Below are 14,560 nucleotides of genomic sequence, written 5' to 3'. Positions count from 1 at the left end.
AAATAACAACTTTATTAGTAACAACTTTATTACAAACCTAATATTGATTATCTTTGCGATAGAATAATAGTTGAAAAATCATGGAGAATAAGCCTTTTATATTCGGAGTCGCGACATCGGGCGATAATTTTACCGATCGCAAGAAAGAGACAGAGCGTCTATTGTTGAACTTTCAGCATGGTGTAAATACGGTACTGATTTCACCTCGTCGTTGGGGCAAGACTTCTTTAGTGCAGAAAGCATGTCACTTGGCGCAATCCGACAAATTGAAAGTCGTGTATCTTGACATATTCTCATGCCGTAGCGACAGGGATTTTTATGATGCGTTCGCTGCAGCCATTCTCAAACAAACTTCCTCAAAGTTAGATGAATGGCTGGAGAATACCAAGCTATTCCTCTCACGTATCAGCCCTAAAATATCCATAGGAACCGATCCCATGACAGATTTTTCCATATCACTTGAGATGAATCCTCAAAGTAATGATGTTGATGAGATATTACAACTTCCCGAAAAAATAGCGCAAAAGAAGGGATATAATATTGTCGTATGTATCGATGAATTTCAACAGATTGCCGAATTTAAGGATTCGAAGACATTCCAAAAGCGATTACGTTCCGTGTGGCAATTACAAAAGTCGGTGTCTTATTGCTTGTTCGGTAGCAAGAAGCATTTGATGAATGAACTATTTGAAAAAAAGAGTCTTCCCTTTTATAAATTCGGCGATGCTATTTATCTGCCAAAAATCGGGACTTGTGATTGGATCAATTATATATGTGGTCGTTTTGAGGCTACAGGTAAGCAGATTTCAAAAGAACTGGCTGAAAAGATATGCCAAAGGGTAGACAATCATTCATCCTATGTGCAGCAATTAGCATGGTTGGTATGGATTCATACAGATAAGGTCGCTACGGAGCAGAACTTTGAGGAGGCATATCAGGATATCATCGATCAAAACACTCCGCTATTCGAGAAACAGACCGAAAGTCTGACGACTTATCAAATGAATTTTTTACGCGCCATCCTAGATGGAGTACATAGCGAGTTTACCACGCAAGAGATTCTACAGAAATATAAACTTGGCTCATCGGCAAATGTCAGTATCGTAAAGAGGGCATTAGTTAAAAAAGAGTTGATTGAAATAGAGAAACGCAAGGTCATCATTCCAGATCCGGTGATGAAAGTGTGGCTAAAAAAGGAATTGGGAGGCGTTTAAGACAACGCCCCCTAGCCTTCTGATATGAAAAAGGCTAGGGGGGCATTTTCTATTCATCATTCATAGGTTCTATTAACTGCCAACCTGAAACAATTATCCATGATTCGTAATTCCTATCGTAATTTTAGAGAGCAATTTTTATATTTTCACTTCCGATACGTATAAAGTAAATGCCTTTATTTGGCAACTCTATCTTTTCTTCATTATTTTGAACCTCAGAACGGAATATCAAACGACCGCTTGTCTCATAAACATGAATTAAAGAGCCAACTTTAAATCCTTGTAGGATTAATTGATTCGAACCTATACTGTAAATATATCTATCTGCATTTACAGAGTCTATAGAGGTTACATCCTTTTTCTTAAACTTAACTGAGATGGAAGTATTTTCCAACAGATACGGTATTACAAATCCATTGTTGTCATTTAGCGACTCCGTAATATTTTCACCATTTAAGTAAACAGATTCGATAGAATACCCTTCCGAAGGACTGACAAAAAACTCAATACGAGAAGCCGAATCAAATGTCCCATAATAAGAAGAATTAAAATCTTGCCAATATTCATCCTTATTGACTCTGAACTTCATACTTCCCCCCTCTGAAAGAAAGATCTCCACAGGGTAAGTACTCGCTTGGCCTATAGGTTCTATAACAGAGAATTTTCCCCAGACAGGATGATTTTTATAGAAAGGTAAATAGTCCGCAGGTACAGCTAATTTCGTTAACTGATAATTCAAATCAGAGAAGCTATTGTTAAAAACTTCTGGTGTTTTGCTTACCGGGATATACAAATAATACAAAGAATTACAATCGCTAAAAGCATTTTCCGCTATATACTCTATATTTTCGCTCATATATACATAAGCCAAGGATGTGCAGCCTTCAAATATTCCTACAGGAATTTGCTTGACATTCTGAGGCAAAGTAATAGAAGTCAATTTAGAACAACCTTCAAAGCTAGGGAGTTCATTCAAATTCATATATGCCTTAAAATTGAAAGATTCATTTTGGCAACCCTTCAAAGCATTTTTCCCAATATATGATAATTGAGGATTTTCAAAGTAATAGCCATTATCATTTACCTCATGTACATTTTCAAAGGCATAATCGCCTATTCTCTCCAAACTACCATCCAAATAGAATGTTAGATTCTTACAATTTCTAAATGCAGACTCTTTTATTTCTATCACATTTTGAGAACTCATTTGTTTCAAATTTGAACAATTTTCGAATGTCCCCTTTTCTATCACCTTTATATCGTCACAATAATACATATCTGTCAAATATTTACAGTCCTTAAAAGCTTCCTCTCCTATTGATTTTAATTGCATACCAATACCAGTAGATGTAAATTCATTTAGAACAGATCCATAAAAAGCCTGAGCTCCTACCGACTCAATAGAAGCAGGAATAGCTATAGAACGAATTGTCTTATTATTATAAAAAGCTTTTTTGGGAATCTCATTTGCTGGATAATCTATATATTTATTTACAGTTGCAGTAATATCCAAATCCGATAATGATTCCATTTGATTCATAACCACAAAATCTCGCTGGTCAATATTTCCTTGCAGATGAAGATTTGTTACTAACTTTATATCTTCTTCAGACAAATAAGAAGACAAAGTCCCCGGTTCTTTCACATCTAAAGTCAGACTTCTTTCTTCTTCCAACTTTAATATGACAGTCAGTTCTTTATCCTTATCCATATCCATACTTATTATTTTCGCATAATAGATAGCATGTTCCGGATCTGCCTCATATACAGATTCTCCATCTAATAGCACCTTCAAGATTGAATAAAATTTATTTGAATAAATTGTTAATGGGAAACCTTTTCTTGCCGCTACTTGTATATTTTTTTGGACAGGCAATTCATCCCATTCAAGATATATTTTTTCTATATTTTGAATATCTGTTAATGACAATATATACTGCTTTGATTTCCACTTAAAATTTAACTTTGTATCAGATTCTATAGATTCTATTTTCAAAAATCCATTATTAATTTTGCTTGTAATATTTTTCTCATTCAAGAGAACCTCATCTATTTCAGAGTACTTACTATCCAAAATTTGAATAATAGTTGAACTTCCATCTTCCATATATGAATAATAATTAGACAGAACTATTTCATTGTCAATCTTTATCAATCCGGCTCCCCCTTCTATTTGAAAACTAAAAAATGGTATCTGCTCGAACTCTACATCTAATCTCAAATCAGATGTAGAAGAAAGAAGAGTGTAGCGATTATTCTTAATTTGTTCTGTTATATCTTGGTAAGAGACTTCCATAACTTGATAATATAATATTGCTTTCTTTAAGCGATACCCTTCGGCTGGAAGAAATATAAACTCTGTAGAAGATGCAGAAATTGGGATACCTTGACCATGTGAAGCCTCAACACCATTAACCTTTACAGTTCCAGCACGATCTTTATAAAAAATTGTAAGGAAATAGCTTGTTGGTACATCTTTCTCAAAAGCAACAGAGACCTCTAAATTTTCAGATATTGAATAAAAAAACAACTGATTTTCCTTCACTTCATTTGTTTTATCTACACTACCTACCATTATTTGCTTCAAATGATAGCCCTTATCTGGCACAACAGATAATTGGACGTCTGCAGGAACAGTAACAGTCGTGATGGTACCATTATCTACAAAGTTATTATTTACTTTTATCTTACCACCTTCATTATAAGAGACCTTTACAGTATAGTTTATAGAAGCATCTTTCTCAAATAGTATAGAAATCTCCTGATTTTTTGATATGGAAGTAATCGTTAACTGGTTATTCCTCACTTCACTCGTTTTGTCTACACCTCCAACTGTCACACTCTTCAAATGATAACCTGAATTAGGGACTATGGATAATTGAACATTCGTAGAAGCGGTCACGGTAGTACTCGTACCATTATCGACTTTGTTATTGTTTACTTTTACCGTTCCACCTTCATTATATGAAACTTTCACTATATAACTAACTGGAGCATCTTTCTCAAACAGTATAGAAATCTCCTGATTTTTTGATATGGAAGTAATCGTTAACTGGTTGTTACTCACTTCACTCGTTTTGTCTACACCTCCAACTGTCACACTCTTCAAATGATAACCTGAATTAGGGACTATGGATAATTGAACATTCGTAGAAGCGGTCACGGTAGTACTCGTACCATTATCGACTTTGTTATTGTTTACTTTTACTGTTCCTCCTTCATTATATGAAACTTTCACTGTATAACTAACTGGAGCATCTTTCTCAAACAGTATAGAAATCTCCTGATTTTTTGATATGGAAGAGATTGTCAACTGATTGCTAATCACTTCACTTGTTTTGTCTATCCGCCCAATTGTCACAGACTTTAAATGATAACCTTGATTAGGGACAATAGATAATCGAACATCCGTAGAAGCAGTTACACTCGTACTAGAGCCATCTGCAATCAAACGATTGTTCACTTTCACAACACCACCCTCATCATAAAAAACTTTTACTATATACTTAGCAATTGTTTCTTTTTCAAAAGTAACAGAAAATTTCGTATCAGACATTATAGGTGTTGATGGAAGTTTATAAACATCATTCTCTACTTTCTTTGTAATATCAACATCCCCTAACTTGACACTTTTTATTTTATATCCTTCCGATGGCATTATATAGATCAAATACTCACTATCTTCTGTCACCTCTATATATTCACCATTTTTTTGCTTATTACCGTTTTTAAAATTTACCTTTATTGCTCCTTCTCCTTCATTATAATCCCAATATAACTTATGCCATTTATTAAACCAAAATTGTATAGTCGTATTAGAACATATATTACTAATAGTTGATTCATAATTCAAATATCCAGCTGGTATTGAATGAGTTTTATCTGATTCAGAATTTTTAATTCTATATTTTTTAAACGCATATCCATCCTTAAGTGTTACGTTAAACTTTATACTACCCCCGTAATCAATAAATTGTTCTCCCTTTGGAGTTATTACACCTCCTTCGTTTTCCACACTCAAAGTCACCTTTACACTTTTTGCTACCGAAGATGGTTCAAAAAAAACTTCTATCAAATAGTTTTTATCATTCGTTACTCTATAAGAAGTAATTGCCCCTTGACTTTCTCCGTTTATCTTTACATCAGCCACGCAGTATCCCTTTTTGGGAGTAAAAGTAAACAAGCTACCACTTGTATCGCTGTCAATAATATATCCAGGTGGTAATTTTTCTCCTATTTCGCAACTAACAGTTCCTTTGGAATAATCATAAGGTAAGACTTTTGCCCAAAAGAGTATATTTTGTGTTATTTTAACTTGAAAAGTAATTGTTTCACCTTCATATTTATCATTTCCCTCCTGCCTTACCGTAATTGTTGATGTTTCCTTATAGCTCTTTTGCTCAAGTTTTTCACCATCATAAGTAACTTCAATCTGATGTTTATATATATCTCCATCTTTTGTTACTTGCACACTTTTTACAGTATAAAGAGATTCATCCTCGCTAATAAAGGTAATAGGAGCAGAAGATTTTGTTTGAATAAGATCAAAACAAATCACTGTAAATTTATGAGAATATGTACCAGTTGATTCGAATCTCATAAATCCATTATACTCTTTATAGATAGTAAAATCAACTACTGGAAAAATCTTATGCAAAGTTTTTAATTCAGGAGAAATCCCCATTACCTTGCTAGGCATACTTAAACATAGCATTAGAATGAAGAAAGCTACATTACACAATCGACTCATAGAAATTAATCTCTGTCTCCCTGTTCCCCTCCGTTCGACATCGCTTTTATAAGGTTACAATAAAAAGAAGAGGCGTGGAAACTGTTTAATGCCTTATCTGTCATAGAGGTATCGCCAAACACCCACGGAACAAATAATAAACAACAGTCCCACGCCCTTATGTATAACATCTCTCCTATACAGGAAGAATATGTATATACCAAAGACGTGAGCGCTTTCTGTTGCTATTATACTTGTTCCGCTTTGAAAATTGGCGATTTTCTATGACAAGAATAATATCTTAAAAACGCTCTTCGTTAAATATGTCCTTCCGTTCGAAGCCTCTCTTGGCCGCTAAGTCTCGCTTAGCCACTACTTGGAATTACCGCAAAGATAACTCTTAATTATTTGTGAGCAAAGTTTATGACATGTAAAAATTGCATAAACGAAAGCCCCCGCCCAACAGCTTCCCCTTGCTGCCGGACTGGGGCTTTTTACTTACCTTCCCAAACGATTAGATCTCATCCGGGCTTTCGGAATCACCTCCCCCTTCGGAGGTTGTTTTGGAATCGTTCGTACTGTCCGTTACATCGAATTCGAATTCCATCGATTTCATCATCGTACGCAACTCCGCGCTGGGAAGGAAACGTAGTTTCACGTGGTGGATAGAATCCACATTCGCCTCTTTCTCATCTAAACTGCTCTTCGCATTAAAGGAAGGGACGAAGGTACCGAAACCCGTCACTTGCACGGAATGGCCTTGCCGGATGAATGTCGTCATGGACTTCACCAATCCATAAACTACGGATTGAACCATTCCTAAATTAATACCTGAGACCGCAGCGACTTGATCGCAAAGGGCCTCGAAACCTACCACTGTAGCGGCTCACCCGATAAATCAGGGGGAAAATTCTTTAATTCTATAGAAAATTTGCACCTTTGTACCATGAACAATCAAGGACTATTAGCATTGGCACAGTTGATTCTGCCATCAGAGATACTTTCAAATTTTGAAGTAGTACGTGTAGAAGAAGAGGCATCCCTTATCCGCATCTATCTTGATGAATCGGTTAAGGCTGAATATAAAGAGAACCCAGAGATTGAATCCAAAGGGTTCTGTGAAGCCGTAACTATACGTGACTTTCCAATCCGCGATAAAGGTGTTGACCTAATTGTCAGAAGACGCAAATGGTATGACAAGCAGAATAACCGATACTTCTCCGACTCTTACGACCTGAAGGCTGAAGAAACCCGCTACTCCAAGGAGTTTGCGGCTTTTTTAAAAGGAGTGTATGGAGACGATTCCTACGACCTCCCGTTCGCTTGACCGCTATTATCACATAAACGGGGATACGTTTGAAAAGCAATACAAGGAAGTGCTCAGCGGCTATCGTGAATGGTCAGAACTCTCACATGCAGAAGACTGGCTTGTCTTTCCAGAGAACATTGGTGAAAGCATCTGCATTGACGAAACGGCTCCAAGCAACGGTGAGCTGTACACTATAGTAAGCAACAGATCTTCACGTGGAGGTAAAGGTACCATCATTGCTATTGTAAAGGGTGTGGCGGCAGATGCTGTCACGGAAGCACTTATGCGCATTGACGAGGACAAGAGACTGTTGGTTAAGGAGATAACAATGGATATGTCGAATTCCATGCGACTTATAGCCAGACGCTGTTTCCCGAATGCAATGCGTACCATAGACCGCTTTCATATACAGAAACTTGCATGTGATGCCTTGCAGGAGATGCGTATCGCGCATAGATGGGATGCCATTCAAGCAGACACGGATGCCAGGGAAGAAGCCAAATGCCTGGGCGAAGCATACACTCCAATTGTGCTTGCAAATGGTGATACCCACAAGCAGTTGTTGGCTCGCAGCAGATATCTGCTTTTTAAATCTGCCGACAAATGGACGGAAAGTCAGAGACAAAGAGCTGAGGTGCTCTTTGAAACGTATCCTGATCTTAAAGAAGCCTATTCGCTTACACATTCCCTAAGAATGATATTTTCCAAGAATACCGTCAAAGATGCAGCAAGACTCTCGCTTGCACGATGGTACAACAAAGTGGACGACTCTGGCTTTAAGAGTTTCAATGTTATTGCCGCCACACTTTACGAGCACTATGATGAAGTCTTGAACTTCTTTGTAAACAGGGCAACTAATGCATTTGCAGAGTCTTTTAATGCTAAAATTAAGGCGTTTAGAGCTGCTTTAAGAGGAGTAACGGATATAAAATTCTTTCTTTTCAGACTTACAAAGCTGTATGCTTAATCCCCCAGGTTTATCGGGTGAGCCACTGTAGCCCGATCAGGGACTATCACATACTTTTCGGTCTTCGTCTTGTCAAAGCCGAATGCCTTTTTGATTCGTCTTACTCGTAAAGCCATATTTTTTCGCTTTTTTGAGTTCAACAAAACAAGAATGAATACACACACTTGTTTACTCCCCTCATTCTTGCCAAAGAAAGAATAAACCTACCCAGCCCAAACGATATAAAGAGAAACATACCTCTCATAGGTCGCTTGCGGGCAGCGGCTAAATAAATATTGATCTTGCGGGAGAGAAAAGTTTTCATTAAGGCTAGCTTAATCATCGAATTTAAAACCACCCCGGGGAAAGGGCTGAAAAATGACACCTCTATTTATTATAACGTATCATCGACTTTAAACCTCCATCACTAAGAAAATGATGCCTCTTTATTTATAACGCATCATCAAGCGTAAGAATCGCTACTCCCATTACGACACAAAAGTACAATTATTTTTCATCTCTACAAACATTTTCCTATATTTTTTTCAATAAATAAATCATTTTATCTCTTCCACCCCTCTTTACCGAGAAATCCGGAAACTACTTAGTAAGTAGACCTCCATCTGCTTATTAAGTAGACCAGACCTCTACTTAGTAAGTAAACAGGGGGTCTGCTTACTAAGTAGTTTTCATCCTACTCATAGAGTAGATCCCGGACTATTCCGCAAGAGATTTCGGCTTATAAAGCGACAAGCCCTGTTTTGCGGATACGAAAGAAAAAGTTTATCTTTGCCCATATACAAAATAAGACGACTATGAGCAGGGATATTCGTTGGTTGCAACGTTTCGATAATTTCGCCAAAGCATGTGCCCGTTTATTGGAAATAACGGATACGATGGAATATGACGTTTTATCGGAACTAGAGAAAGAGGGGCTTATTCAACGTTTCGAATATACGTTTGAGTTGGCTTGGAAGGTATTGCAAGATTATATGCAATATCTGGGGTTCCAATTCCAGACAGGCCCGAACACGACCCTTCAGTTGGCTTTTGAGAATGGATTGATAAAGGATCATGATCGATGGCGAAAGATGGCGAAAGCCCGAATCCTAACCTCGCATACATACAACGAGGACGAGGCGGATGAGATCGCAAAAGGGATTTACGCAGACTACGCTCCCTTGTTAAGGGAACTAAGGGATTTGCTGATTATTCGTAAGAACGAGACGGAGAACAAAGATCTATTTTAATAGTTTATTATGTTTGGATTAAGCGATAACGTGGTTGAAGAGTTGCGTGAGGTATTTCGCAGGTATGGCAACATACGGCGTGTACTTATCTTTGGCTCGCGAGCCAAAGGCACAAGTCATGCAGGCTCAGACATCGACCTTGCCATGGATGGAGAAGATATCACCTTTAGCCAACAGCTCGACATAAACAACCGTATCGATGATTTGGGTTTACTTTACAAAGTCGACTTGCTTAATTATCAGAAACAAAAAGGGACTCCTATCGGGGAACATATCGACCGAGTAGGTAAAGTTTTCTATTCAAGATAGCCCCGCATTCATTTCTCACAAACACATAGGCTGACTATATGAGAATTGGGTATTTTACCTACTATTGGTTCGTTAGCAACTTGATGGTTTACCGCATCGATAGCATCCAATTCTGCTATAATTCTACCAAACAAGTTTATTGACCGCTAGACTCTAATTCTTTCTCGATTTCCTCAATCGTAGGCAAACTGCCACGGAAGTCTTTCGGCAAGGCTTGCCCCAATTCGTAGTCTGATATGCCGATTGGTTTCTGAATATCACGCAAGGCATATTCAGCCTTGATACGGTCTTTGCTCTTGCAAAGCAACAATCCAATCGTTCGGTTATCTCCCTCTCGGCAAAGAATGTCATCCACAGCAGAACAGTAGAAATTCAGTTTACCGATATATTCTGGTATGAACTCCGTGTCTTTCAATTCGATTACCAAATATCGGTGCAGAAACGCATTGTACATCAGTATGTCAATGTAGTAATCATCGCCCGACACCTCTATGTGATATTGCCTACCCATAAAGGCAAAACCGGCCCCCATTTCTACAAGAAACTTTTCTACATGCTCCACTAAACCGATCTCCACATCACGCTCATTGTATTGATCGGTGAAAGTCAGCATATCGAATATATATGGGTCTTTGAGCATGGATTTCACATCGTTTGCTTCCGGTGCAGGGAGAGTTTCAGTGAAGTTGTTCGCCAATGCTCCATGTTTGCCATAATCATCAAGCCTGATGGCTTCTTGCAGATAACGTTTTGACCAATGGGATGTGATACTCTGCACCATGTACCAGTAACGGGCACGAATATCCTTGACTTGTTGCATAATAATCAGGTTGTGCGTCCAATCCAAATGTTTGATAGGAAGAGTAAAATTGTACTTTTCCAATTGCGCAACCGGTGGTTGCGCAATTGGAGCAACAGCCCCTTTTATCATCGTAAGTTCTTGATTATATTCATTGAAGAACTGCATCATGCACTGCATGTTACGGACAGAAAAACCTTTTATCTCAGAATAATCGTTCTTCAAATCCACAGCCAACCGTCGCAAGGTCTTCTTGCCCCAACCGTCAGTGTCTTGACTTCTCTGTAACATTTCGCCAACGTCCCAATACATCCGGAGCATTTCTTCGTTGGCGACATAAATTACTCGTTGCTGGGCAATCAGTACCCGTTGTTTGATTTTGCGAAGCAATGCTGCATAACCACGAAAGTTATCCATCATGTTATCAGATACTTGTATATCTGCATCCTTAGCCATATTTCTCTTCAATTTATTTGCAAAGTTACTCTTTTTGTTCGGTTGTGTGTCAATTTCTTACGATTATTGCTGATTACATCCACCCAATTGTTATCTCCGTAGATTTCGGCTTATAAAGCGACAAGCCCTGTTTTGCGGATACGGAAGAAAAAGTTTATCTTTGTCCATACACAAAATAAGACGACTTCTCACAAACATTTCGTACTTTCGCGATCAGTACACAGTGATATATTATATAATGTAATGAAACAGATCTTTATATTTCTAGTCATACTTTTTAGCCTGACGCCAACGGTTTATTCACAAAACGCCCCGTTAAAGCTAGGTGCCGAGCGGATGGATGTCGTCACTCGTTTACTGAAGGGCAAGCGGGTAGGATTAGTGGTCAACCAGACTTCCATCTTGGAAAAGCGGCAGATTCATTTATTAGATGCGCTAGTAGCGGAAGGCGTAGACGTTAAGAAGGTGTTCGCTCCGGAACATGGATTCCGGGGAACCGGTGATGCCGGAGAGGAGATAAAAGACAGCCGAGACTTGAAAACAGGCATCCCCATCATCTCTATTTATGGGAAAAACAAGAAACCGTCCGCCGAGCAACTGGGCGACCTCGACGTGATTGTTTTCGATATACAAGATGTAGGTGCCCGTTTCTATACCTATATCAGCACGATGCATTACGTGATGGAAGCCTGCGCCGAAAACAACAAAGAGTTTATCGTGTTGGACCGCCCGAACCCGAATGACTTCGTAGACGGGCCGATCCGCCAGAAAGGATTCGAGTCTTTCGTCGGTGTCGATCCGCTCCCGATCTTGCACGGTTTGACCGTAGGGGAATTGGCATGGATGATCAATAAGGAAGGCTGGCTGAAAAGTGCGCCCGATACCTGCCGGTTAAAGATCGTAAAGATGGAGAATTGGAAACACGGAGATCCCTATTGGTTGCCGGTCAAGCCCTCTCCGAACCTCCCGAATGACCAGTCTATCCGCCTGTATCCGTCGCTTTGCTTTTTTGAGGCTACGAACGTTAGCGTGGGAAGAGGAACCTATTATCCGTTTCAAGTACTAGGTTTCCCGGACCCTAAATACGGGGATTTCACTTTTACCCCGACCTCCTTGCCCGGATTCGATACCAATCCCTTGCAAAAGGATAAAGTATGTTACGGCATCGATCTGCGGGAATATCCGTTCGAAGGAGGATTAACCTTGCGATTCTTCCTCGACTTCTACAATAAAGCGGGAAAGGATCAAGCCTTTTTCTTCTCCCGTCCGAACTGGTTCGATTTATTGGCAGGCACGAAGCAGCTCCGCTACCAGATCGTAAGGGGCTTATCCGAGAAAGAGATCCGGGAAAGTTGGAAACCCGAGCTGGATCAATACAAGGCCATGCGTAAAAAGTATTTACTTTATCCGGACTATCCTACTCAAAATAAAAAATAAGAACGAATGAATTATTGGGAATCGCATACCCAAGTCGCCGTACGTTTCCGCCGATTCGACCGGAAACGTTACGCCGCGTTCCGGAGTATGCACAAAGTCATTAACATTGGAGTCGTAACAGCAAGCACGTTACTATTCGCCCTGCCCGACACGGCGCAAGCCCAAAAGGTAATCGAGCCTAACCGGACCGGCGAGGAAGCTTCCGTAGAGCTGGAAGAGGTAGAAGTTACTGCCTCCCGTGCGCCTATCGCACGGAACCAAGCGACCAAGATCGTGACAGTCATTCCCGCCCGTGAGATCGCGGCGGCGCCTGTCACCAGTATCCAAGATCTTTTAGAATATGCCGCGGGAATAGACGTCCGGCAACGAGGAGAAGGAGGCACCCAAGCCGATATCTCCATCCGGGGAGGGACGTTCGACCAAATAGCGGTTCTCTTAAACGGGGTCAACCTCTCCAACCCACAAACCGGCCATTATAGTTTTGACCTCCCGGTGAATCTCTCGGACATAGAGCGCATCGAGGTGGTATCCGGCCCTTCTTCCCGTATATTCGGGGCCAGCGCTTTCGCTGGAGCGATCAATATCATCACGAAAACAGGAAAAGAGAACAGGATCTCGACCGACAATTACGCCGGAATGCATAAGCTCTGGAAACTGGAGGCTGCCATCAATCATGCGACCACTCATTTCGGACAGCGCCTTTCCGCAGGGTATGCCTCGTCCGGAGGGTATATAGACAATACGGACTTCAAACAATTAAATCTTTTTTGGCAATCGGAACTTAAAAGCGAGGAGGCCGATTTCCAATTCCAAGCCGGATACAACGACAAAGGTTATGGAGCGAATAGCTTCTACTCCGCTTCCTATCCCAACCAATACGACAAGACTCGCTGCTTCTTCCTCTCCGCCGGAGGAGAAACACATGGCAAAATCAAGTTCACCCCCAAGGTATACTGGACCCGACATTTCGACCGGTACGAGTTGTTCCGTAGCGATCCCGCCGATTGGTATACCGGGCATAATTACCATGAGACGGAAGTATTCGGAGCCAACCTCAACGCCACGACACAGTGGAAACTAGGAAGAACCAGTATGGGCGTGGAATTCCGAAACGAGGGAGTAAAGAGTAATGTATTAGGCAAGCCGATGAAGGAACCGCAGGATGTTCCTTTCGAGAAAGAGGGGCAATATCTAAAAAGCGATAACCGAAGTAACATCAGCTACTTTCTTGAGCATAACGTATTATTACGCCGCTTCACGTTGTCAGTCGGGGTCTTGGCAAACTATAATTCGGCCTTAAACGAAGGGATTCATTTCTATCCGGGAATAGATGCCAGTTACCGTATCGGGGACAATGTCCGTCTGTATGGGAGCTGGAACCGGGCATTGCGCATGCCGACTTTCACCGATCTTTATTATGAGGGTAAGACGAATAAAGGAAATCCAGACCTAAAACCGGAGGAAAGCGAGGCATTCGAGGTCGGACTGAAATACAACACTTACTTCCTCCGGGCTCATATAGCCGGCTTTTACCGAAAAGGTAAGAACATGATCGATTGGGTGAAAGAGAAACCGGAAGATATCTGGGAAAGCCAAAATCTGACAAAAGTCGATAACCTTGGTTTCGAGACTAACCTGAGTTTATTACCGAGGGAACTGGGCAACGAACGGTTCTTTATCCGGAAAATAGAACTGGGATATGCGTTTATCCATCAAGACAAGGATAGTGAGGGGTATATATCGAATTATGCGTTAGATTATCTGAAGCACAAGTTCACGGCTCAATTAAGCCATTCTATCTGGAAAGGTTTTTCGGCCACTTGGTATGTCCGTTGGCAAGACCGGGCAGGTAGTTATACTAAATACGAGAATCTTAAGCCGGCTTATGAGGAACCTTACGCTCCTTATTGCTTAGTAGATATGAAAGTAAATTGGGAATATCAGCGGTTAAATCTATATGCGGAGTTAAATAATCTGCTCAATTCCACTTATTATGATCTGGGAAATATCCCCCAACCGGGTATTTGGTTTAAGGCAGGATTCCGTTATAGTTTCAAATATTAATACCCAGTTGTAGAGACGGGGCGTGCCCCGTCTCTACAACTGGGTGA

10 protein-coding genes are annotated in these 14,560 nt (G+C 40.2%); 7 read left to right on the top strand and 3 right to left on the bottom strand.

Annotated elements, in window-relative coordinates; genetic code table 11:
* Positions 1-80: 80 nt before the first annotated feature.
* On the top strand, positions 81-1,214 hold the full coding sequence (locus ACYIA1_RS19765; protein WP_057319451.1) for an AAA family ATPase: 1,134 nt from the start codon (positions 81-83) through the stop codon (positions 1,212-1,214).
* 124 nt (positions 1,215-1,338) lie between these two features.
* Here ACYIA1_RS19765 and ACYIA1_RS19760 read toward each other — a convergent pair whose 3' ends face one another.
* Positions 1,339-5,913, bottom strand: coding sequence for a leucine-rich repeat protein (locus ACYIA1_RS19760; RefSeq protein WP_480336288.1), 4,575 nt, complete (start codon positions 5,911-5,913; stop codon positions 1,339-1,341).
* A gap of 544 nt (positions 5,914-6,457) precedes the next feature.
* The gene (locus tag ACYIA1_RS19755) at positions 6,458-6,820 is read right to left on the bottom strand and encodes an HU family DNA-binding protein (protein WP_480336287.1); all 363 of its coding nucleotides are present in this window, start codon (positions 6,818-6,820) and stop codon (positions 6,458-6,460) included.
* A 69-nt stretch (positions 6,821-6,889) separates the two neighbouring features.
* Here ACYIA1_RS19755 and ACYIA1_RS19750 point away from each other — a divergent pair, with 69 nt between their 5' ends.
* The 4 genes from ACYIA1_RS19750 (at position 6,890) to ACYIA1_RS19735 (ending at position 9,757) form a co-directional block, all read left to right on the top strand.
* The gene (locus ACYIA1_RS19750; protein ID WP_016270338.1) at positions 6,890-7,270 is read left to right on the top strand and encodes an ISAon1 family transposase N-terminal region protein; all 381 of its coding nucleotides are present in this window, start codon (positions 6,890-6,892) and stop codon (positions 7,268-7,270) included.
* On the top strand, positions 7,236-8,219 hold the full coding sequence (locus tag ACYIA1_RS19745; protein WP_016270043.1) for an ISAon1 family transposase: 984 nt from the start codon (positions 7,236-7,238) through the stop codon (positions 8,217-8,219). Before ACYIA1_RS19750 ends, ACYIA1_RS19745 begins: the two co-directional genes overlap by 35 nt.
* 794 nt (positions 8,220-9,013) lie before the next feature.
* Positions 9,014-9,448, top strand: a complete 435-nt coding sequence (locus ACYIA1_RS19740) for a nucleotidyltransferase substrate binding protein (protein WP_022193233.1) — start codon at positions 9,014-9,016, stop codon at positions 9,446-9,448.
* 9 nt (positions 9,449-9,457) lie between these two features.
* A complete protein-coding gene (locus ACYIA1_RS19735) occupies positions 9,458-9,757 on the top strand; it encodes a nucleotidyltransferase domain-containing protein (RefSeq protein ID WP_022193234.1) in 300 nt (99 codons plus the stop codon).
* A 136-nt stretch (positions 9,758-9,893) separates the two neighbouring features.
* Here ACYIA1_RS19735 and ACYIA1_RS19730 read toward each other — a convergent pair whose 3' ends face one another.
* Positions 9,894-11,012: a PDDEXK nuclease domain-containing protein gene (locus ACYIA1_RS19730; protein WP_480336286.1), complete on the bottom strand. Its 1,119-nt coding sequence runs from the start codon at positions 11,010-11,012 to the stop codon at positions 9,894-9,896.
* Positions 11,013-11,255: 243 nt separating this feature from the next.
* Here ACYIA1_RS19730 and ACYIA1_RS19725 point away from each other — a divergent pair, with 243 nt between their 5' ends.
* Both ACYIA1_RS19725 and ACYIA1_RS19720 read left to right on the top strand, forming a co-directional pair.
* Positions 11,256-12,449: an exo-beta-N-acetylmuramidase NamZ family protein gene (locus tag ACYIA1_RS19725; protein ID WP_480336285.1), complete on the top strand. Its 1,194-nt coding sequence runs from the start codon at positions 11,256-11,258 to the stop codon at positions 12,447-12,449.
* A gap of 6 nt (positions 12,450-12,455) precedes the next feature.
* Positions 12,456-14,513, top strand: a complete 2,058-nt coding sequence (locus ACYIA1_RS19720; protein ID WP_480336284.1) for a TonB-dependent receptor plug domain-containing protein — start codon at positions 12,456-12,458, stop codon at positions 14,511-14,513.
* Positions 14,514-14,560: the final 47 nt, after the last annotated feature.

It is taken from the genome of Parabacteroides sp. KHUB-02 (assembly GCF_056640955.1).
This window is presented reverse-complemented; position numbering and strand designations above follow the sequence as displayed.

Excerpts from the sequence above, each read along its gene's own strand:
- ACYIA1_RS19720 (WP_480336284.1), top strand. The coding sequence starts at position 12,456 with ATGAATTATTGGGAATCGCATACCCAAGTCGCCGTACGTTTCCGCCGA.
- ACYIA1_RS19745 (WP_016270043.1), top strand. The coding sequence starts at position 7,236 with ATGGAGACGATTCCTACGACCTCCCGTTCGCTTGACCGCTATTATCAC.
- ACYIA1_RS19750 (WP_016270338.1), top strand. The coding sequence starts at position 6,890 with ATGAACAATCAAGGACTATTAGCATTGGCACAGTTGATTCTGCCATCA.
- ACYIA1_RS19760 (WP_480336288.1), bottom strand. The coding sequence starts at position 5,913 with ATGCCTAGCAAGGTAATGGGGATTTCTCCTGAATTAAAAACTTTGCAT.
- ACYIA1_RS19740 (WP_022193233.1), top strand. The coding sequence starts at position 9,014 with ATGAGCAGGGATATTCGTTGGTTGCAACGTTTCGATAATTTCGCCAAA.
- ACYIA1_RS19725 (WP_480336285.1), top strand. The coding sequence starts at position 11,256 with ATGAAACAGATCTTTATATTTCTAGTCATACTTTTTAGCCTGACGCCA.
- ACYIA1_RS19765 (WP_057319451.1), top strand. The coding sequence starts at position 81 with ATGGAGAATAAGCCTTTTATATTCGGAGTCGCGACATCGGGCGATAAT.
- ACYIA1_RS19735 (WP_022193234.1), top strand. The coding sequence starts at position 9,458 with ATGTTTGGATTAAGCGATAACGTGGTTGAAGAGTTGCGTGAGGTATTT.
- ACYIA1_RS19730 (WP_480336286.1), bottom strand. The coding sequence starts at position 11,012 with ATGGCTAAGGATGCAGATATACAAGTATCTGATAACATGATGGATAAC.